This window comes from Serratia sp. TMDUHS_CL (genome assembly GCF_037137105.1).
Classification (GTDB): Bacteria; Pseudomonadota; Gammaproteobacteria; order Enterobacterales; family Enterobacteriaceae; genus Serratia; species Serratia nevei.
The window spans coordinates 281,362-302,280 of sequence record NZ_JBBBDV010000003.1; the positions used below are offsets into that span (position 1 = coordinate 281,362).

General features: G+C 62.8%; 18 protein-coding genes. 10 read left to right on the forward strand and 8 right to left on the reverse strand.

The annotated features are described in order from the left end of the window. Positions 1-104 precede the first annotated feature (104 nt). On the reverse strand, positions 105-1,349 hold the full coding sequence (gene mtr, locus WCL58_RS08435; RefSeq protein WP_197862170.1) for a tryptophan permease: 1,245 nt from the start codon (positions 1,347-1,349) through the stop codon (positions 105-107). Between the two features lie 264 nt (positions 1,350-1,613). Here mtr and WCL58_RS08440 point away from each other — a divergent pair, with 264 nt between their 5' ends. Beyond that, a complete protein-coding gene (locus WCL58_RS08440; RefSeq protein ID WP_015378527.1) occupies positions 1,614-1,868 on the forward strand; it encodes a YkgJ family cysteine cluster protein in 255 nt (84 codons plus the stop codon). Here WCL58_RS08440 and WCL58_RS08445 read toward each other — a convergent pair. From WCL58_RS08445 to WCL58_RS08460, 4 genes are all read right to left on the reverse strand, one after another. Continuing rightward, positions 1,865-3,040 carry a sugar efflux transporter gene (locus WCL58_RS08445; protein WP_049199360.1) on the reverse strand — a complete coding sequence of 392 codons (1,176 nt, stop codon included), beginning with the start codon at positions 3,038-3,040 and terminating at the stop codon, positions 1,865-1,867. The two genes, WCL58_RS08440 and WCL58_RS08445, sit on opposite strands and share 4 nt — an antisense overlap. A gap of 314 nt (positions 3,041-3,354) precedes the next feature. After that, positions 3,355-5,829 (reverse strand): trimethylamine-N-oxide reductase TorA, encoded by a 2,475-nt coding sequence (torA, locus tag WCL58_RS08450; RefSeq protein ID WP_070914531.1) that lies wholly within the window; start codon positions 5,827-5,829, stop codon positions 3,355-3,357. A 12-nt stretch (positions 5,830-5,841) separates the two neighbouring features. Further along, a complete protein-coding gene (locus WCL58_RS08455; protein WP_084827383.1) occupies positions 5,842-7,002 on the reverse strand; it encodes a NapC/NirT family cytochrome c in 1,161 nt (386 codons plus the stop codon). 233 nt (positions 7,003-7,235) lie between these two features. Next, positions 7,236-7,658 carry a nucleotide triphosphate diphosphatase NUDT15 gene (locus WCL58_RS08460; protein ID WP_046687518.1) on the reverse strand — a complete coding sequence of 141 codons (423 nt, stop codon included), beginning with the start codon at positions 7,656-7,658 and terminating at the stop codon, positions 7,236-7,238. Between the two features lie 247 nt (positions 7,659-7,905). Here WCL58_RS08460 and fruB point away from each other — a divergent pair, with 247 nt between their 5' ends. The 4 genes from fruB (at position 7,906) to WCL58_RS08480 (ending at position 12,430) form a co-directional block, all read left to right on the forward strand. Beyond that, positions 7,906-9,039 (forward strand): fused PTS fructose transporter subunit IIA/HPr protein, encoded by a 1,134-nt coding sequence (gene fruB / locus WCL58_RS08465; protein ID WP_336850873.1) that lies wholly within the window; start codon positions 7,906-7,908, stop codon positions 9,037-9,039. After that, positions 9,036-9,977, forward strand: a complete 942-nt coding sequence (gene fruK, locus WCL58_RS08470; RefSeq protein ID WP_336850874.1) for a 1-phosphofructokinase — start codon at positions 9,036-9,038, stop codon at positions 9,975-9,977. Before fruB ends, fruK begins: the two co-directional genes overlap by 4 nt. Before the next feature lie 11 nt (positions 9,978-9,988). Then, complete coding sequence (gene fruA, locus WCL58_RS08475; protein WP_087763354.1) at positions 9,989-11,674, forward strand: PTS fructose transporter subunit IIBC; 1,686 nt, start codon at positions 9,989-9,991, stop codon at positions 11,672-11,674. A gap of 162 nt (positions 11,675-11,836) precedes the next feature. After that, positions 11,837-12,430: a DJ-1/PfpI family protein gene (locus WCL58_RS08480; protein ID WP_336850876.1), complete on the forward strand. Its 594-nt coding sequence runs from the start codon at positions 11,837-11,839 to the stop codon at positions 12,428-12,430. 19 nt (positions 12,431-12,449) lie between these two features. Here the strand turns inward: WCL58_RS08480 and nfo are convergent, their stop codons facing one another. Continuing rightward, complete coding sequence (gene nfo / locus WCL58_RS08485; protein ID WP_336850877.1) at positions 12,450-13,289, reverse strand: deoxyribonuclease IV; 840 nt, start codon at positions 13,287-13,289, stop codon at positions 12,450-12,452. Positions 13,290-13,390: 101 nt separating this feature from the next. Continuing rightward, positions 13,391-14,464: a YeiH family protein gene (locus WCL58_RS08490; protein WP_060420222.1), complete on the reverse strand. Its 1,074-nt coding sequence runs from the start codon at positions 14,462-14,464 to the stop codon at positions 13,391-13,393. 193 nt (positions 14,465-14,657) lie between these two features. Here WCL58_RS08490 and WCL58_RS08495 point away from each other — a divergent pair, with 193 nt between their 5' ends. From WCL58_RS08495 to WCL58_RS08505, 3 genes are all read left to right on the forward strand, one after another. Further along, positions 14,658-14,855 (forward strand): hypothetical protein, encoded by a 198-nt coding sequence (locus tag WCL58_RS08495; RefSeq protein WP_038877849.1) that lies wholly within the window; start codon positions 14,658-14,660, stop codon positions 14,853-14,855. 106 nt (positions 14,856-14,961) lie between these two features. After that, positions 14,962-15,828, forward strand: coding sequence for a DNA-binding transcriptional regulator YeiE (gene yieE, locus WCL58_RS08500; protein WP_016926991.1), 867 nt, complete (start codon positions 14,962-14,964; stop codon positions 15,826-15,828). Positions 15,829-16,045: 217 nt separating this feature from the next. Continuing rightward, the gene (locus WCL58_RS08505) at positions 16,046-17,524 is read left to right on the forward strand and encodes an amino acid permease (RefSeq protein ID WP_025160186.1); all 1,479 of its coding nucleotides are present in this window, start codon (positions 16,046-16,048) and stop codon (positions 17,522-17,524) included. Positions 17,525-17,569: 45 nt separating this feature from the next. Here WCL58_RS08505 and WCL58_RS08510 read toward each other — a convergent pair whose 3' ends face one another. Continuing rightward, on the reverse strand, positions 17,570-18,670 hold the full coding sequence (locus WCL58_RS08510; RefSeq protein ID WP_038877854.1) for a GGDEF domain-containing protein: 1,101 nt from the start codon (positions 18,668-18,670) through the stop codon (positions 17,570-17,572). A 364-nt stretch (positions 18,671-19,034) separates the two neighbouring features. Here WCL58_RS08510 and WCL58_RS08515 point away from each other — a divergent pair, with 364 nt between their 5' ends. Together WCL58_RS08515 and WCL58_RS08520 are read left to right on the forward strand one after the other, a co-directional pair. Beyond that, positions 19,035-20,117 carry a FecCD family ABC transporter permease gene (locus WCL58_RS08515; RefSeq protein WP_087763352.1) on the forward strand — a complete coding sequence of 361 codons (1,083 nt, stop codon included), beginning with the start codon at positions 19,035-19,037 and terminating at the stop codon, positions 20,115-20,117. Then, a complete protein-coding gene (locus WCL58_RS08520; RefSeq protein WP_038877856.1) occupies positions 20,114-20,902 on the forward strand; it encodes an ABC transporter ATP-binding protein in 789 nt (262 codons plus the stop codon). Before WCL58_RS08515 ends, WCL58_RS08520 begins: the two co-directional genes overlap by 4 nt. Positions 20,903-20,919 lie beyond the last annotated feature (17 nt).

The following is a 20,919-nucleotide window of genomic DNA, read 5'->3' on the forward strand; positions in this document are numbered from 1 at the left end:
GTATTAGAGAAGTTGCGACAAGGTACTCGTGCCGCTGATTTCAGGCAATAGCCCGGCGTAAAAACAGTGCGGGAAAGGGAGAGCAGATGCTCTCCCTTCGGGGATTAGTGGAAGATCGGCAGCAGACCGAACAGCGACAGAATATGCGCGGCAGCGTTGATTAGCCCGAACAGGATGACGAACAGGATCACGCCGTTGCCGCCCGGTGCGCGGTATCCCGCCTGCGGATAGCGGCGGCGGCTGGCGCGCGCCATCAGCGCCGGCACGATCACTGCCCAAATGGTGGCCGCCAGCCCGGCGAAGCCGATGGCGTACAGGAAACCGTTCGGGAACAGCAGCGCGGCCAGGGTCGGCGGCACAAAGGTCACCAGCGCGGTCTTGCTGCGTCCGACGGCGTCGTCCTTGAACTTGCAGAAGTCCGCCAGGTAATCGAACAGGCCCAGCGACACGCCGAGGAACGAGCTGGCCAGCGCCATATAGGAGAAGGCGTTCAGCAGTTGGCTGACGGTCTGGCTGCTGGAGACGTTGCCCATTTGCTTGAGCAGGCTGCCGATATTGCCGCCCTCGGCGATCACCTGCTTGAAGGCGTCGCGCGCGATATTGCCCTGAATCACATACTGCCACAGGATGTAGATCGCCAGCGCCAGCAGGGTGCCGTACACCAGGCTGCGCACCACGGAGCCGCTGTCCTTGTGGTAGTACTTCACCAGCCCGGGAATGTTGCCGTGGTAACCGAACGAGGTCAGCAGGTAAGGCAGCGCCGCCAGGGCGTAAGGCAGATAGCTGGCCTGATCATCGCCGGTGTTGAACAGCACCGCAGGCTGCACATGGGTGAACATGTCGCCCACCGACATCACGAAGGTGATCACCATACCGCCGATCAGAATGGTGCTCAGGCGATCGACCGCGCGGGTGGAGAGCCAGACGATAAACGCCACGACCAGCGCGAACACCAGGCCGGCGGTGGTCTGGCCGACGCCGACGATGCCCTCCAGTGTATGCGCGATAATCGAGCCGCCGGCGGAGATATAGGCGTAGGTCAGGATGTACAGCACGAACGCCACCGACAGGCCGTTCACGGCGTTCCAGCCTTTACCCAGCAGATCCTTGACCATGGTGTTGAAGCTGGCGCCGCTCGGATAGTGCAGCGTGGCTTCGAGGATCATCAGGCCGGAAAGCAACATGCAGGCCCAGGTATACACCAGCAGCGCGACGGAGCCGCTGAACCAGACACCGGAAGTGACGATCGGAATGGAAAACATGCCGGCGCCAACGGCGGTTCCGGCAATGATCATCGCGCCGCCGAGGACGGAAGGGCGGGCCAGCTTCTGGATGGTGTCCGTAGACATGCGTGCTCCTGATGGAAAAGGTTCTTTTGTACTAGCTCAATGGTACATGGGTGTATGGCGCATGTAAAGCGGGGTAATTGCACGTTTCACGCGTTTTTATCTGTAAATCAAGGTGTGTTGGGCGTTTATTCGCCATAGGATGACGCCGGCCGGTGCAGGGCGATGAGTGTAAAGATCGCCGGGGCGCAGGGATTCTGCTGGCGGCCGCCGCGCGCGGCTGCTATTGTCGCGCTTCTTTTCCCCAGCCCACCAGGAGTAGCGCTGATGGACTGTCGCAGCGACTGCGGCGCCTGCTGTATCGCGCCGTCAATATCCAGCCCGATCCCCGGCATGCCGAACGGCAAGCCCGCCAATACCCGCTGCATTCACCTGGATGAACGGCTGCGCTGCGGCCTGTTTCATTCGCCGCTGCGGCCGAAAGTGTGCGGCAGCCTGCAGCCGAGCCGCGACATGTGCCACGATCACCGCGATCAGGCGCTGATTTATCTCGCCAGGCTGGAAGCGGACACCGCGCCCTAAGCGTCTTTCAACCGCCACAGGCACAGCGTGGCCCCCACCGTCATCGCCAGCGCGGCGTAAAACACCGCATGGTAGTTCCAGATTTCCGCCACCGCGCCGGCGATCGAGCCGGCGATGATCCAGCCCACCCGGGTGGTGTTGGTGAACAGCGTGGTGGCCGCGCCGGCCTGGCCGGGCATCAAATCCTGAAAATAGAGCATGCCGATCCCCGCCAGCACGCCGATAAACGCCGCATTCAGCAGCTGCAGGGCGATGAGCTGCCAGCTGCCGGTGATAAACAGCAGGCCGCAGTAGAACAGCACGCCGGCGACCACCGCCCCGCGCATCAGGCGGCGTTTGCCGCAGCGCTTCGCCGCCAGGCCGGCGAGCAGCATGACCGGGATCTCCAGCCCGGCGGCGGCGCCCATCAATATCCCGGCCAGCCGCTCCGGTAGCCGCAGCTCGTGCACCACGTACAGCGGCATGTTGATCAGGTACATGCTGTTGGCGGTCCACATCAGGGTGCAGGCGACGAACAGCAGCAGCGAATCGCGGCGGTGCTGCCGCGGTGCGGCCAGGGGCGCGTTCGTCGCCGCGGTTTTCGGCATCGAGGGCAGCCGTTTCCACACCAGCAGGCCGCACAGCACAAAGGCCGCCGCGCCCGCCAGATACATGGCCTTAAAGCCGAAGCCCAGCGCCAGCGCGAAGGCGATCGGCGGGCCAATGACCCAGGCCAGGGAGACCTGGGCGCGCATGATGGAGGTGAACATCACCGCCTCGCGGCCGGTACGGTCGGCATGCTCACGTGCCAGCGCAAACATCTGCGGGTTGGCGGTGGAGCCGAAGCTGGTGAGCACCACGCCGACGATCAGCAGCAGGTAATAGTCGCGGTTCCAGGCGAACAGCGTGAACCCCAGCGCACCCAGCATGCAGCAGAGGAAGATCAGCGATTTGCGGTCGCCTTGTTTATCCGAACGGCCGGCGAGAAACTGGCTGACCAGAATGCCGATCACCGCGCTGCCGGTAAAGAACAGCCCGACCAGCGCCGGCCGTACCTTGACCTCGGTTTCCAGAAACAGGCTCAGCGTCGGGGTTTGCAACGCACCGGCGATACCGGTCAGGAACGCCACCGCCAAAAAGGCCAGCGAAGTGAGATCGGGCGCGCGTCGCGTTACTGCGGATGAAGTCGGCATGGTGGTTGAGAATTCGTCGAAAAAGGAAGGTCGCGCGCATCATACGCCCGTTGAAATGAAACGCAAACCGCTCCCTTGCGGCGAAGGGTAAACGGATATGTCGTGCGGCGACGAGAAAAAAGGGGCGCGTCGCGCCCCCCAGACCGTTGACAAAGGAGGAAAAAACGTGGTTTTTCCTCCTTTGTGGTCATCAGCCGAAAATCAATTCATTGATTTTCCCTGTTTGTTATCCGCTGCTTTCTGCAAACCGGGCAATGACATGAGGTTTGTCATCAACCTCAGGGGCGCGTCGCGCCCCTTTGCTTGCCGGTAAATCAGGCGCCTTGTGGCACCGCGTGCGCGGTATTTTTCAATACCGGCCCCCGATACTTCTCGATCTGCAGCTGCGCCATCTGCCCGCAGTTGCCCTGCGCCAGGCTGGAAGAGCCGATGTCGAAGGTCAGGCAGTTGACATTGCCGTTCTTGCACAGCGAGCCGGGTTGCGCCGGATCGGCCGGATCGAACCAGGCACCTTCGCTGATGCGCACCACGCCCGGTCGCACGTCTTCGCTGACCACCGCGCCCACCAGGATCTGGCCACGATCGTTGAACGCCCGCACCAGATCGCCGCCGCTGATGCCGCGCGGCTGCGCGTCCTGCGGATGGATCAGGATAGCTTCACGATCCGCTACCGCGTATTTCTCGCGCAGCGGCGTGTTGTCGAGCTGAGAGTGCAGCCGGTTGGTCGGGTGCGCGGTATTGAGCGACAGCGGATATTTGGCCGCTTCCGGCCCGCGATACCACTCGTGCGGCGGCATCCAGGTCGGGATGCCGGGGCAATCCTCGTAATGCATTTTGGCGATGGCGTCGGAGTAGATCTCGATCTTGCCCGACGGCGTGCCCAGCGGGTTCAACAGCGGGTTGTCGCGATAGTCGGCGAAGCGCACCCACTGCGTGTTGGCCTCCGGCACCGGGAAGCGCACGTAGTTGTTGGATTGCCAGAACATGTCGAACGGCGGCAGCGCCACCCGGGCCGCGCGCGCCTGGTTCTTCATGTCGTCGTACATGCCTTTCAGCCACTGGGTTTCGTCTTTGCCCTCGGTAAAGGCCTCCTGCACGCCCAGCCTGGCCGCCATCGCCGAGAAGATGTCGAAGTCGCTGCGCGACTCGTGCTGCGGCGGCACGCATTGATGCATCGGGAACACATAGAGCTGCGAATAGTCGCCGCCCATTTCCAGATCGTTGCGCTCGTAGCTGGTGGTGGCCGGCAGCACGATGTCGGCATGCTTGGCGGTGGCGGTCCAGTAAGGCTCGTTGACCACGATGGTGTCCGGCCGCTGCCAGGCTTTGACCAGGTTATTGGTGTCCTGATGCTGGTGGAAGGTGTTGCCGCCCGCCACATACACCATTTTCACCTCAGGGTAAGTGACCTTGGCACCGTTGAAGTCGATGGTTTTGCCCGGATTGCTCAGGCATTCGGCGATGCGCGCCACCGGGATCGGCGCCGGGGAGTTCTTCGGCGCGTTGCCGGCGGAGATGCCGGCGATGATGCCGCCCTTGGCGGTCGGGCTGCCGCCGGAGGAATAGTGGTAGCTGAAGCCGAAGCCGCCGCCCGGCAGGCCGATCTGGCCGAGCATCGCCGCCACCGTCACCAGCAGCCAGTGCTGCTGTTCGCCGTGGTGCTGGCGCTGAATGCCCCAGCCGCCCATGATCATGGTGCGATGCTTCGCCATCTCGCGCGCCAGACCGCGCAGAGTGTCGGCATCGACGCCGCTGATGTCGGCCGCCCATTCGGCGGTTTTCGCCACGCCGTCGCTCTCGCCCAGCAGGTAGGCCTGGAACTTGTCGAAGCCGACGGTGTAGGTTTTCAGGAAGTCCGGGTTATGCAGCTTCTCGGTCAGCAGCGTGTGGGCGATGCCGATCAGCATGGCGCCGTCGGTATAAGGACGCGGGGCGATCCACTGCGCATTGACGAACTTGGCGCTGTCGCTGTGCACCGGATCGATGCTGATCACCCGGGTGCCTTTCTTCTTCAGCGCCTCGAAGCCGGTCTGGCCGACGTGATCCGGCACGTTCCAGCTGTTTTTCAGCGTGACCATCGGGTTGCAGCCCCACAGGATCACCAGCTCGCTGTTCTCGATCACGTTCGGCCAGGCGGTCTGCTGTTCGTAGACCTCCATCGAACCGACCACGTGCGACATGATCACCTGCGCCGCGCCGGTGGAGTAGTCGCCGGCGTAGCCGAGGAAACCGCCGGTCAGGTTCATCAGGCGCTGCAGCAGCGTGCGGCTGTTGTGCAGCATGCCGACGCTTTTCCAGCCGTAGGAACCGGCGTAGATCGACTGCGGCCCGTGATCTTTTTGCAGGCGAACGATCTCATTGCACACCAGCTCGGTCGCTTTGTCCCAGCTGACGCGCACCCACTCGTCGCGGCCGCGCAGCTCGGTATGGCTGCCGGGGCCGCCTTCCAGCCAGCTTTTACGCACCATCGGATATTTGATGCGGTTCTCGGCGTGCACCTGATAAGGCGCCATGGTGATCAGCTCATTGGGGTACGGATCGTCCTGCACCGGCTGCACGCCGACCATCTTGCCGTCTTGCACGATGGCCTCGAATGCGCCCCAGTGGGCGCCGGTCAGAATGCCTTTTTGCGCCTGACGCAAGACGATGAATTGCGGCAGCGCTTCGCTGATGGCCTGCGCCAGCGCCGCTTTGGGCCATAAGCCTGCCAGCAGCGGGGCGGCGGCCAGCGCGGCGGCCCCGGTCAGGAAGCGGCGGCGGCTCATTGTTAACGGTTGTTGGTTGCTCATTGCGCTTCTCCCTTAAAGCTTGGCCGGTGCGGCAGGTGGCATGTCGCTGGCGTGTTTTTGTACGTATTGCGTCAGCACGCGCAGCTGTTCCTGCGTCAGCGAGGTGCGCGGCGCCATGCCTTTGATGACGCCGATCCATTGGTTGGCGTTGAAGCGATCGAGCGCGGTCAGCCCGTGGCAACCGGTGCAGTTGGCCGACATCATGTCCGCGGCGTAGCGCCAGATTTTTTGCTGATCGTCGATCAACTGTTTACGCGGCAGCCACACCTGCAGAGAAACCTGATGCCAGACCAGGCCGGTTTCCGCATCGGTCTGGGTGGAGGCGGTCTTCAGCTGTTGGCGCGCGTCTTCACCCAGCAGCACGCTGAGGATGCGTTTGCCCTGCGCGGCGTAGAACACTTCGCTGACGCCGTCCTGCTGCCAGCCGCTGACGGTGGCCAGCACCTTGTCGCCCTGCTGCTTAACCACCTGCACTTCGGTGGACGGCATCAGGTTGCCGGCGTTATGGCTGTCATCCGCGCTGAGGAAGAACGGCTCGGTGGCGATGGTGTAGAGGGTGGTGGCGTCCGGTGCGGTCAGCGCCGCGGCCTTCGCCAGCTCGGCGGCGCCGGCCTGGGTTTCGCCGCTCATGTCTGGCAGGATGTGGGCCACGCCCTTATGGCAATCGATGCAGGTCTCGCCCTGTTTGATCGCCACCGGGTGCTGCAGGCGCGCCTCAGGGCGCTGGGCGGTGATGTCCATGGCGTCGTAGCTGTGGCAGGAGCGGCAGGTGGCTGAGTCGTTCTCTTTCAGCGTTTTCCAGACTGACTGCGCCATCGCCAGCTTGTGCGCTTCGTATTTTTCCGGCGTATCGATGGTGCCGACCATCTCGCCGTAAATGTCTTTCACCGCGCGGATTTTGGTCCACAGGTAATCGATCGGCTGGTGCGGCACGTGGCAGTCGGCGCACTCGGCGCGGATGCCCTTGGTGTTTTGGAAGTGGACGCTGCCCTGATATTCGGCCAGCGGTTGTTGCATGGTGTGGCAGGAAACGCAGAAGGCGGTATCGCTGGTTTTATGGAAGACGGTGGCGGTCCCGGCCAACAGCGCCGCGCCGAGGATAATCCCCAGCAGCAAAAGCCATAGCCACCCCCACCGGCGCTTTTTTTCAAAGCCAGTCAGTTTTTTGCTCATGATAAACCCGCTTATAATTATGAATTTAAAATAAAATCTTGCCAAAAGGCCGCCGACCGGAGGTCAGAATGCCACGTCGATTGCAGGGGTAATAATAGAAGAGGGTTAACCCCATAGGGTTATCCGTAGTCAAAAAAAGGGCATATATCGCAAAAAATAGCGTTATATTCTAATTTATACAGCGATGAGGCAGGGCGGCAGGGGAAGCGAGCGCAACATGCGCTCGCGATGGGTCAGGCCGTGGGCACATAGGCCTGGCCGCTCAGCCACAGGCGGATGGCGGTGCGGCTGGCTTCGAAATGCGGCTCCGGCAGGGCGTCTGGCGCGCACCAGCGCCACTCGGCGCACTTTTCAGGTTCTTTCAACTCGGCGCTGCCGCCGGGATGATCCACCTGCAGGCAAACAGACACCGTGTGTTTGCCTTCGGCGCGCCAGGTTTGCAGATTGTTGCTGACGCCCACGAAGCGCGGCGGGTCGATAAGCAACCCGGTCTCTTCGGCGATTTCGCGCTGGGCACACTGCTCGAAGGTTTCACCGGCCTCCAGATGCCCGCCGGGGATCGACCAAAAGGGCGCGTGCGGGCCGCAGCGTTTGCCCAACAAAATCTCGCCCTGCGGGTTGACGATGATCACCCCGACGCCCGTCACTACGTTCATGCTTTTCTCCGTCAGCAAAGTTTCAGCACAGTATGTCATTTTGCCCTGGCGCTGACCAATGCGCCGGCGAAAGTGTGCGTAAGCTCAAAAATCTGCAATGGCGAAAGGGAGAAAGCTTGCTTTCACCTTGCGCTGCTTACACACTCCTTGAAACGTTTCAGCGTTATCCGGCCGCTTGTGGCGAGCGGGTAGCGCTCCTTTTTCTCAATGAAGCTGAAACGATTCAATTCAGCAGGAGAGGAGAATCATGTTCCAGTTGTCACCGCAAGACATTCATCTGGGCGCCGCTGCCGACGGTAAGCAGGAGGCCATCCGCCAGGTGGCCGCCGCCCTGACCGAAGCCGGCTGCGTCAGCGCCGGTTACGTGGACGGCATGCTGCAGCGCGAACTGCAGACGTCCACCTATCTGGGCAACGGCATCGCCATTCCGCACGGCACCACCGATACTCGCGATCTGGTGCTGAAAACCGGCGTGCAGGTATTCCAGTTCCCGCAGGGCATCGCCTGGGGCGAAGGCCAGACCGCCTATGTGGCGATCGGCATCGCCGCCCGTTCCGACGAGCATTTGGCGCTGCTGCGCCAGCTCACGCACGTGCTGAGTGATGACAGCGTGGCGGAGCGGCTGGCGAAAACCACCTCCGCGGAAGAGCTGCGCAGCCTGCTGATGGGCGAACAGCAGAGCGCCGAATTCCAGTTCGACGTTTCGCTGATTGCGCTCGACGTCGCGGCCGACAGCCTGATGACGCTGCAGGCGCTGAACGCCGGCCGGCTGCAAAAGGCCGGCGCGGTCAACGCGCAGTTCGTCAGCGATGCCATCACCCGCAAGCCGCTGAACCTGGGGCAGGGCATCTGGCTGAGCGACAGCGTCGAAGGCAACCTGGCCAGCGCGGCCACCGTCAGCCGTCCGGCGCAGGCTTTCGTGGAAGACGGTGAGCCGGTGGCGCTGCTGCTGACGGTGTCGGTTGCCGATGCGCAGCCGCTGGCGGTGCTCAACTACCTCAGCGACCTGCTGCTGGCCAACAAAGCTGAACGCCTGCTGAAGGCGGATGCCGCCGGGGTGCTGGCGCTGCTGACCAGCGAAGTGGCCGAGGAAAGCAGCGTGCTGAGCGCCGAGTTTGTGATCCGCAACGAGCACGGCCTGCACGCACGGCCGGGCACGGCGCTGGTCAACGTGATCAAAAGTTTCAACAGTAACATCACCGTCACCAACCTGGACGGCAGCGGTAAGCCGGCCAACGGGCGCAGCCTGATGAAGGTGGTGGCGCTGGGCGTGAAGAAAGGGCATCACCTGCGCTTTACCGCCAATGGAGAAGATGCTGAAGCCGCGCTGAAGGCGATCGGCGAAGCGATTAATGAAGGACTGGGCGAGGGCGCAGCATGAGCAGAAGAGTAGCAACGATCACCTTGAACCCGGCGTACGATCTGGTGGGCTTCTGCCCGCAGATCGAGCGCGGGGAAGTCAACCGGGTAAAAACCGCCGGCCTGCACGCCGCCGGTAAGGGCATCAACGTCGCCAAAGTGTTGAAGGATTTGGGCATCGACGTCACCGTCGGCGGTTTTCTGGGCAAAGACAATCAGGACGGTTTCCAGCTGCTGTTCAGCGATCTGGGGATCGCCAACCGCTTCCAGGTGGTGCCGGGCCGCACCCGCATCAACGTCAAGCTGACGGAAAAAGACGGTGAAGTGACCGACTTCAACTTCTCCGGTTTTGAAGTGACGCCGCAGGACTGGGATCGCTTCGTCAGCGACTCGCTGAGCTGGCTGGGCCAGTTCGACATGGTGGCGGTGAGCGGCAGCCTGCCGGCCGGTGTCGATCCCGATGCCTTTACCGACTGGATGACCCAGCTGCGCGCCAAGTGCCCGTGCATCATTTTCGACAGCAGCCGCGAAGCGCTGGTCGCCGGGCTGAAGGCCTCGCCGTGGCTGGTGAAGCCGAACCGCCGCGAGCTGGAAATCTGGGCCGGCCGCCCGCTGCCGACGCTGGCGGACGTGGTCGAGGCCACGCATGCGCTGCGCGAACAGGGCATCGCCCACGTGGTGATCTCCCTCGGCGCGGAAGGTGCGCTGTGGGTTAACGCGTCCGGCGCCTGGATCGCCAAACCGCCGTCCTGTGAGGTGGTCAGCACCGTGGGCGCCGGCGATTCGATGGTCGGGGGCCTGATTTACGGCCTGCTGATGCGCGAATCCAGTGAACATACCCTGCGTCTGGCCACGGCGGTAGCGGCGCTGGCGGTCAGCCAGAGCAACGTCGGCGTGACCGATCGTCCCCAGTTGGCCGCGATGATGGCGCGCGTCGATCTGAAACCTTTCAATCAATAGCAGGAGGCAGAATGAAAACGCTGCTGATGGTAGACAGTTCGCTGGGGCAGGCCCGAGGCCACCTGGCGAAACGCATGCTGGAGGCTGCCGCGGCCAAAACCGGCCTGACGCTGGTCGAGTCGCTGCAGGACGCCGAACTGGTGGCGGTGGCGGGGCAGTCTGCCCCTGCTGACGCCGGGCTGAACGGCAAATTGGTGTATGTGGGCGACGTAGAGCAGGCGGTGCGTGAACCGGACGCTTTTCTGGCGCGCGCCAAGGCCGAAGCTGAAACCTATCAGGCACCGCAGGCGGCGGCGCCGGTGAAAGCCGATGGGCAAAAACGCATCGTGGCGATCACCGCTTGCCCAACCGGCGTGGCGCACACCTTTATGGCGGCCGAGGCCATTGAAAGTGAAGCGAAGAAACGCGGCTGGTGGGTGAAGGTGGAAACGCGCGGCTCCGTCGGCGCCGGCAACGCCATCACCCCGGAAGAAGTGGCGGCGGCGGATCTGGTGATCGTCGCGGCGGATATCGAGGTGGATCTGGATAAGTTTGCCGGCAAGCCGATGTACCGCACTTCCACCGGCCTGGCGCTGAAGAAAACCGCCCAGGAACTGGACAAGGCGCTGGCCGAGGCCGAGGTGTTCCAGCCGCAGCAGCGCGGTAGCGCGGCGCCGGCGGGTAAAAAGAAAGAGGGCAACGGCCCGTATCGCCACCTGCTGACCGGCGTGTCCTACATGCTGCCGATGGTGGTGGCCGGCGGTCTGTGTATCGCGCTGTCGTTCGTGTTCGGCATCAAGGCGTTTGAAGTCAAAGGCACGTTGGCGGCGGCGCTGATGCAGATCGGCGGCGGCTCCGCCTTTGCGCTGATGGTGCCGGTATTGGCCGGTTTCATCGCCTTCTCCATCGCGGATCGCCCGGGCCTGACGCCGGGCCTGATCGGCGGCATGCTGGCCGTGAGCACCGGCGCCGGGTTCCTCGGCGGCATCATCGCCGGTTTCCTGGCGGGTTACGTCGCCAAGGCGATCAGCAGCAAGCTGCGCCTGCCGCAAAGTATGGAAGCGCTGAAGCCAATTCTGATCATTCCGCTGGTCGCCAGCCTGATCACCGGCCTCATCATGATTTACGTAGTCGGCACGCCGGTGGCGAAAATCATGGAAGGCCTGACCCATTGGCTGCAGTCGCTGGGCACCGCCAACGCGGTGCTGCTGGGGGCGATTCTCGGCGCGATGATGTGTACCGACATGGGCGGCCCGGTGAACAAAGCGGCCTACGCCTTTGGCGTGGCGCTGCTCAGCTCCTCGGTGTATGCGCCAATGGCGGCGATCATGGCCGCCGGCATGGTGCCTCCGCTGGCGATGGGGCTGGCGACGCTGCTGGCGCGCCACAAGTTCGAGAAATCCGAACGGGAAGGCGGCAAAGCGGCGCTGGTGCTGGGCCTGTGCTTTATCTCTGAAGGGGCGATCCCGTTCGCCGCCCGCGATCCGATGCGCGTGCTGCCTTGCTGCATCGCCGGCGGTGCGCTGACCGGTGCGCTGTCGATGGCGTTCGGCGCCAAACTGATGGCGCCGCACGGCGGGCTGTTCGTGCTGCTGATCCCGGGTGCAATCACGCCGGTGCTGCTGTATCTGGTGGCGATCGCCGCCGGTACCCTGCTGGCGGGCGTGGCTTATGCCCTGCTGAAGCGTGCTGAAACGTCGGTCGCCGCCGCGGCGTAACTGACGTCGGTATCGCCAAAACGCGCAGCCCTGGGTTGCGCGTTTTTGTTTGTGGTTGAGGCAGTTAGCACGATTTACCCCTGGCCAAAAGCCACACCGCTTTCTAAGCTGACAGCGCGACTTTGTTCATGCGAACAAGGAATGACTCAAGGAGATTCATCCGTGGCTAAAAAAGTGGCGATCGTACTGGCATCCGGTTTCGCCGATTGGGAATACGCGCTGATTGCCGGCGTTGGCGGCCCGTTTTATGGGCTGGAGGTGGCGTTTTTTGCGCCGCAGGTCGGAAAGTTTCGCTCACAGGGCGGGCTGACGGTAGAGATTGAAAAAGGCGTGGCCGAATTGGCGGATTGGCGCCCCGAGGTGCTGGTGGTGGTCGGTGGCACTCTATGGGAAACCGAACGGGCACCGGATATCAGCGCGTTGCTCAACGAGCAGTTTCAACGCGGCGCAACCCTGGCGGGCATTTGCGGTGGAACGTTGGCGTTGGCGCGGGCCGGCCTGTTGAACGGCAGGGCGCATACTTCCAACGATGCCGGGTTTTTGACGCGCCATGCTGAGGGCTACACCGGGCAGAGCCATTTCGTTGCGAGCGCCGCCGCCGTCGTGGATGACCGTGTCATTACGGCACCGGGATCGGCACCGGTCAGCTTTACCGCCGCCGTGTTCAGGGCTGCGGGCCTGGATGAAGAGACGCTGCGCCAGTTCAGCGCCATGTTGGCGGCGGAGCACGCGGTGGGGGAAACCGCTCGCGCCTAGGCGAGCGGCCAGAGGTGGGTTACTGCTGCGCCTTCAGCCAGGCGATCTCTTCCGCCCAGATATCCGGATTTACCGTTTCCAGAATCAGCGGGATATTGTCGAAACGCGGATCGCGCATGATGTAGCTGAACACCGTTTTGCCGATGTTGCCCTCTCCCAGGCTGTGGTGGCGGTCGACGCGGCTGTTGAACTCGCTCTTGGCATCGTTCAGGTGCATGCCGCGCAGGTAGTTGAAACCGACGATGTCGCCAAGCTGCTTAAAAGTGCGCTCGCACTCTTCTTCGGTACGCAGATCGTATCCGGCGGCGAAGGCGTGGCAGGTGTCGATGCAAACGCCGACGCGGCTCTTGTCTTCCACGCCGGCGATGATCGCCGCCAGATGTTCGAATTTGAAGCCCAGGTTGCTGCCCTGGCCGGCGGTGTTTTCGATCACCGCCGTCACGCCGGCGGTTTTGTCCAGCGCGATGTTGATCGATTCGGCGATGCGCGCTAGGCACTTGTCTTCATCGATTTGCAGCAGGTGGCTGCCCGGGTGGAAGTTCAGCAGCGTCAGCCCCAGCTGTTCGCAGCGCTGCAACTCGTCGATAAACGCCTCGCGCGATTTTTCCAACGCCTCGGCCACCGGGTGGCCCAGGTTGATCAGGTAGCTGTCGTGCGGCAGGATTTGCCCCGGCCCGAAGCCGTACTGCGCGCAGGCGCTCTTGAACTTATCGATCACGTCGGCGGCCAGCGGCGCGGCCTTCCATTGACGCTGATTTTTGGTGAACAGGGCGAACGCGGTCGCCTCCAATTCGTGCGCGCGGATAACCGCCTGATCCACGCCGCCTGACGCGCTGACATGTGCACCGACAAACTTCATCTTCATTCTCCTGTGTTATCGGTGACATTATGGCATTGATGGCGGGCGGATTGAATGATGAAAAGCGGCGGCCCGCCGAAGCGGGCCGCTGAAGGGGATGATTAGAGCCAGTGTTGCACCAGCTGGTTTATCGCGCCGCCGCCGACCAGCAGCCAGACGAACAGCAGCGTGGCCAACAGAATCGGTTTCATCCCGGCCTGGCGCACGGCGCTGATGTGGGTGGTCAGCCCCAACGCCGCCATCGCCATCGCCAGCATCCAAGTGTCGGCGGTGATCAGATGGTGCACCAGCGTGGCCGGCAGCAGGTTGAAGGAGTTCAGCCCGGCGACGGCGATAAACAGCACGGCAAACCACGGAATGGTGATGGCGGATTTTTCCGCCTTGCCTGCGCTGCCGCGGCTGATGTAGCCCGACAGCAGCAGCAGGAACGGCGCCAGCATCATTACGCGGATCATCTTGGCGATCACCGCCGCATTTTCGGCGTCCGGCCCGATGGCGTGCCCGGCCGCAACCACCTGAGCCACTTCGTGGATGGTGGAGCCGGCGTAGATGCCGAAGGTTTCCTGGCTGAACGGCAGCCACTGGAAGTGTTCATTCAGCTGATACAGCCATGGGTAGGCGAAGATCGCCAGGGTGCCGAACACCACCACGGTCGAGACCGCCACCGCCACTTTGCTGGAGTCGGCCTTCAGCACCGGCTCGGTGGCCATCACCGCCGCCGCGCCGCAAATGCTGCTGCCGGCGCCGATCAGCATCGCGGTCTGGCTGTCGATGCCAAACACTTTCTTGCCGAGCCAGCAGGCCAGCAGGAAGGTGGTGGTCAGGGTCAGCGCATCGATGATGATGCCGCTGGCGCCCACGTCGGCGATTTGCTGAAAGGTCAGGCGGAAGCCGTAAAGGATAATGCCCAGACGCAGCAGGCGTTGTTTGGCCAGCTGTACGCCGCCGTGACAAACGGTTTGCCAGCGGGGATACAGCGTGTTGCCCACCAGAATGCCGAACAGGATCGCCAGCGTCAGCGCCCCCAGGCCCAGCTCCGCCACCCAGGGAATGTCGCCGGCCCAGACGGCCAGCGCGGTGAGCGCGCCGGTGAGCGCCAGCCCCGGCACCAGGCGCGGCAGGCCGAACAGCGGAAAGCGTCGCTCGGGATAAGTGTGAGTGGTATCAGTCGCCATAAAAGTCAGTCCTTCAGTCTGTTTCTTGCTGCTAAGAGTACGTTTGGGCTGAATAAAAGAGAAATTGATTATATATTTATAACCTATCTGAATAAGTGGTATGGCGTCAGGCATTGGCATAAAGCCGCATTGCGGCTAGGGTGAGGAGGAGCGGCGAGCCGCCGTCAACTTTCCAACTGAACAGGAGCAGGCGATGGATACCGACGATCAACGCAGAGAGCAGATAGACCAGGAAGTGGGGCGCGCGGTGCGGCGGTTGATTGAAGAAAACAAGGTGGTCGATCGCGATCGCCTGGTGGCGATGCTGCAATTAATACAGCGGGACGAAGCCGGCACGCCGCGCGAGGCGGTGCTGGCCGCGGCGGCGCAGCTGGTCGCCTTGGGCAAGTAACGCGCCGAATTGGCCGTAAACCGGGTAGCCTCGCCGGGCTACCCACATCATGTTGACATCATTTTGCGGTTCTCTGGCAGAACCCTTTTTCACTACCGGGACGGCTATGCATATCACGTTGCGTCAACTGGAAGTCTTCACCGAAGTGCTGAAAAGCGGTTCGACCACTCAGGCCTCGGTGGTGCTGGCGCTGTCGCAGTCGGCGGTCAGCGCGGCGTTGGCGGATCTGGAGGGGCAACTGGGCGTGCAGCTGTTCGATCGCGTCGGCAAACGGCTGGTGATCAACGAGCACGGCCGGTTGTTGTATCCCAAGGCGCTGGCGCTGCTGGAGCAGGCGGGGGAGATCGAGCAGCTGTTTCGCCATGACGGCGGGGCGCTGCGCATCGCCGCCAGCAGCACCATCGGCAACTACATGCTGCCGGAGATGATCGCCCGTTACCGCCGGGACTTTCCGGCCACGCCGCTGGAGCTGAACGTCGGCAACAGCCAGGACGTGATCGTGGCGGTGGCGGATTTCCGCGTCGATCTGGGGCTGATCGAAGGGCCTTGCCATATGCCGGAGCTGGTGACGCAGCCGTGGCTGGAGGACGAGCTGGTGGTGTTCGCCGCGCCGGACAACCCGCTGACCCGTCAACCGCCGACGCTCGAGGCGTTGGCCAATGCGCCGTGGATCTTGCGCGAGCGCGGTTCGGGCACCCGCGAGGTGCTGGATCATCTGCTGTTGGCGCACCTGCCGCACTTCCAGCTGGTGATGGAGCTCGGCAACTCGGAGGCTATCAAGCACGCGGTGCGGCACGGCATCGGCATCAGCTGCCTGTCGCGGCGGGTGGTGGCGGAACAGCTGGCCAGCGGCGCGCTGGTAGAACTGCCGGTACCGCTGCCGCCGCTGCGGCGCACCCTGTACCTGATCCGCCATCGGCAAAAGCACATTTCCAACGCATTACAGCGTTTTCTCAGCTATTGCGCGCTGTAATCGGCAGCGCGTCACGCCCTCTGCTGCCGCGCAGGCCGGAAAAAGCATAAAAACCTGCGCGCGCTCACATTAATGAGAGTAAGTAAGGCCATAAGGGCCGCGGCTAATAATTGCCTCTGAATTATGAAGCTATCTTATATCAGTGCAATGTTGCTAGTTCACCGGCGGGTATTTGTTACAATCCGCCCTCATTTTTCAAAGAGCAGATAGGGTACGAATGGCTCAGCAGGATATAAAAACATCGGGGCAGCAAGCACCCGGATTGCGCCGCGAGCTGAAAGCCCGGCATTTGACCATGATCGCCATCGGCGGCTCCATCGGCACCGGCCTGTTCGTCGCCTCGGGGGCCACGGTTTCTCAGGCAGGCCCCGGCGGGGCGCTGTTGTCTTACGCGCTGATCGGTTTGATGGTGTACTTCCTGATGACCAGCCTGGGCGAGCTGGCGGCCTTTATGCCGGTCTCCGGTTCATTCTCCACTTACGGCGCCAAATACGTGGAAGAAGGCTTCGGCTTCGCGCTGGGCTGGAACTACTGGTACAACTGGGCGGTGACCATCGCCGTTGATCTGGTGGCCTCGCAGTTGGTGATGAGCTACTGGTTCCCGGACACCCCCGGCTGGATCTGGAGCGCGCTGTTCCTCGGCCTGATGTTCCTGCTGAACTACATTTCGGTGAAAGGGTTCGGCGAGGCGGAATACTGGTTCGCGCTGATCAAGGTCAGCACCGTGATTATCTTCATCGCCGTCGGCGTGCTGATGATCGTCGGCATTCTGAAGGGTGGCGAGCACGCCGGCTGGCAGAACTGGACGATAGGGGACGCGCCGTTCGCCGGTGGCTTCTCGGCGATGATCGGCGTGGCCATGATCGTCGGCTTCTCGTTCCAGGGCACCGAACTCATCGGCATCGCGGCCGGCGAATCGGAAAACCCGGGTAAAAACATCCCGCGCGCGGTGCGTCAGGTGTTCTGGCGTATCCTGCTGTTCTATATCTTCGCCATTCTGATCATCAGCCTGATCATTCCGTATACCGATCCGAGCCTGCTGCGCAACGACGTGAAGGACATCAGCGTCAGCCCGTTCACCCTGGTGTTCCAGCATGCCGGCCTGCTGTCGGCGGCGGCGGTGATGAACGCGGTGATCCTGACGGCGGTGCTGTCGGCCGGTAACTCGGGCATGTACGCCTCTACCCGCATGCTGTTCACCCTGGCGTCGGAAGGCAAGGCGCCGCGCATCTTCGCCAAGCTGTCGAAAGGCGGCGTGCCGCGCAACGCGCTGTACGCGACCTGCGTGGTGGCCGGGCTGTGCTTCCTGACGTCGATGTTCGGCAACCAGTCGGTTTACCTGTGGCTGCTGAATACCTCGGGCATGACCGGTTTCATCGCCTGGTTGGGCATCGCTATCAGCCACTATCGCTTCCGTCGCGGTTACATGCTGCAGGGGCGCGATCTGAACGACTTGCCGTACCGTTCCGGGTTCTTCCCGCTGGGGCCGATCTTCGCCTTCGTGCTGTGCCTGATCATTACCCTGGGCCAGAACTACCAGGCCTTCCTGCAAGACAAGATCGACTGGTACGGCGTGACCGCGACCTACATCGGCATTCCGCTGTTCCTGCTGATCTGGTTTGGTTACAAGCTGTCGCGCGGCACCCGCGTCGTGAAGTACAGCGAAATGGAATTCCCGAAGATGGACGTGAAGTAATTTTCGGAGAGTGAGACGCGGCGGGGGTTCCCGCCGCGTGTGGTTTTACTTTTTCCCGCCTTTGGCTTCCGCCAGCGCCTGCTGCGCCGAGCTCATCAAATCTTCCACCGTCGCATAATCCTGCGTCAACGCCAAAATGCCGGCGTTGAGCTGCATGTTCACCTCGCCGAATGCGCCAAAATCGTAGGGCGCCTCCAGCGGCGGCACGATGCGCGCGAGGAACTCGCTTTCCGCGCCGTAGGGCAGATCGTGCACCAGTATCAAAAACAGGCCGCCGGTATAGCGGCAGACGTAGTCGCTGGGGCGGATCAGCGTCTTGAGGCGCTCGCCGACGGTGCGCAGCACGTCATCGCCAATCTGGACGCCGTGGCTTTGGTAGAGCGCAGCCAGCGGACCGAACTCAAGAATGAACAGGTGGGAGATCGTCTGCGCCGCTGCGGGGCGGCAGATGCTGCGCATCACCACCTCGCCGCCCGCTCGGTTGAGGAAGCCGGTCAGGCGATCGCGGTGCGACGCCTGCTGCTTCTCCCAAGCCAGCGTGACGTGCTGTACCCGCTGACGGTGGTAGCGAGCGATCATGCCATGGGCCAGCACCAGCCACAGCGGCGCGAGGTCCGCCAGGACAAACAGGTTTTGCACGCGCGACAGCGGTGCCGCCAGCAGGTAGGGCAGCGTCAGCGCGATCACCTCAAGCAGCGCGAAGCGCGGCGCGGCGGCGTGGCGCTGCATCAGCCAGCAGGCCAGGGCGGTGATCGTCAGCCCGGCGAACAGGATTAAAACGAAGCGGCCTGACAGCATCGCCAGCGCGGCGCTGGCGCCGACCAGCAGCATCCACAGCAGCACCGTCACCAGCATGGCGTCCGGCCAGGCGGGTTGGCGCCGCTGCGCCAACCCGGCGCGTCCGGCGGTTAACAGCAACAGCAGCAGCAGCAAACCGATACCGACCAGCCGCTGGTTCAGCCAGGCATACCCCACCAACAGCGCCGCCGGCCCCACGGCATTCAGCCAGGGGGTGAGGGGAGAGGGCGTCAGCGTGAGCCGCAGCTGGCGTTGAAACGGCTCGTCGTCGGCGTGCAGCGGGCTGTACAACAGCCAGTTCAGCAGCGCCGGGCGTTTGGGCGTTACCGCCGGAGATGGACTTCTCATTACAGCCTCGTCAATAAAGGCCGCTCTTGCGGCGGCCTGAAGGTTTTTTGCACGCGCGGTGCTGTGGTTTTGGATTCTAAGTGGTTTTTTCGTTATTTGTCAGAGTCTGGTCGGATCAGGAATAACTTTCAGAATAATGAACCTAATGGCCGTTGGCGGGGTAAAGGCGAGGGGATGAAAAATGGCGATAGAAAACAATTTATTACATTTTCATAACGCCGTTTTCACCTATTGATATGATTGATAAGTATTATCGTTTGCTTTATTGTTAACGGCTGCGCGCAGGCTGTCGCCGCGCGCTTTCCGGTTTACGGCGGACGCTTTCGCACCGCTGTCATGATGGTTGTAACAGGTATCCTAACTAATGAGCGTATCCACCGATCCCATGACTGAAGCCAAGGGGCAACCCGACGCCGGCGTGATGGGGCGTTATCAGCATATTCTTCGCCATCGCCTGTTGATGATGGGCGTGTTGGCACTGGCAATCCTGGGCTCGCTGCTGCTGGATTTCACCATGGGGCCGTCCGGGCTGTCGCTGTCGTCCTTATGGCAAACGCTGCTCGATCCCGCCGCGGCCGATGCCGGCACGCGGGTGATCGTCTGGGACATCCGCTTGCCTTACGCGCTGATGGCGGTGGTGGTGGGCTTTGCGCTCGGCCTGGCCGGGGCGGAAATGCAGACCATCCTGAATAACCCGCTGGCCAGCCCCTTTACCCTCGGCGTGTCTTCCGCCGCGGCCTTTGGCGCCGCGCTGGCGATCGTGCTCGGCATCGGCATTCCGGGCATTCCCGATCAGTGGTTCATCTCCGCCAACGCCTTTATCTTTGCGCTGTTCGCCGCGCTGATGCTCGACGGCATCACGCGCTGGACGCGGGTCGCCACCTCCGGCGTGGTGCTGTTCGGCATCGCGCTGGTGTTTACCTTCAACGCGCTGGTATCGATGATGCAGTTCATCGCCAGCGAGGACACGCTGCAGGGGCTGGTATTCTGGACCATGGGCAGCCTGGCGCGCGCCTCGTGGGACAAGCTGGGCATCCTGTTCGGCGTATTCGCCGTGCTGCTGCCGCTGTCGATGATGAGCTCGTGGAAACTGACCGCGCTGCGTCTGGGTGAAGATCGGGCGGTGAGCTTCGGTATCGATGTGCGCCGTCTGCGGCTGGCCACGCTGCTGCGCATCAGCATTCTCTCGGCGCTGGCGGTGGCCTTCGTCGGGCCGATCGGCTTTATCGGCCTGGTGGCGCCGCACATCGCCCGCATGATCTTCGGCGAAGATCACCGCTTCTATCTGCCGGCCAGCGCGCTGATTGGCGCGCTGGTGCTGTCGATGGCCTCGGTGGCGTCGAAAAATCTGGTGCCCGGGGTGATCATTCCGGTGGGCATCGTCACGTCGCTAGTCGGGGTGCCGTTCTTCCTGAGCATTATTCTGCGCCACCGGGGGAACGTATGATCCAGGGCTTACGAATAGAAAACTTCTCGGCGGGCTACCCGAAGCGCCCGGTGATCGACGATCTCTCGGTGCCGATGCTGCCACGGGGGCAAATCACCGTGCTGCTGGGGCCGAACGGCAGCGGCAAATCGACGCTGCTGCGCTCGCTGGCCGGGCTGAACCCGGCGCAGGGCAAGCTGTGGCTGGACGACGGCGATCTGATGCAGATGCCGTTCGCCCGTCGGGCGGAGAAAGTGGTCTATCTGCCGCAGTCGCTGCCCGCCGGGGTGCATCTGCACGTGCTGGAGTCGATCATCGTGGCGCAGCGCGCCTCGGGCGGCCGCAGCAACGCCGGCAGCGAAGCGGAAGTGATGGCCCTGCTGGAGCAGTTGGGCATCGCGCACCTGGCGCTGAGCTACCTCGATCAACTGTCCGGCGGCCAGAAACAGCTGGTGGGATTGGCGCAGTCGCTGATCCGTCAGCCCTCGCTGTTGCTGCTGGATGAGCCGCTGAGCGCGCTCGATCTCAACTATCAGTTCCACGTGATGGATTTGGTGCGCCGCGAAACCCGCAAGCGCAATATCGTGACGGTGGTGGTAGTGCATGACATCAACATCGCGCTGCGCCACGGCGACCACGTGCTGATGCTGCAGGATGGCGATCTGATCGCCGACGGTGCGCCGGAGCAGGTGATTACGCCGCAGAGCCTGGCACGGGTCTACGGCGTGCGCGGGCGCATCGAACGCTGCTCGCAGGGCACGCCGCAGGTGCTGATAGACGGCCTGGTAAACCAGCCGACGATTTAACCCAAGAAAAAGCCCGG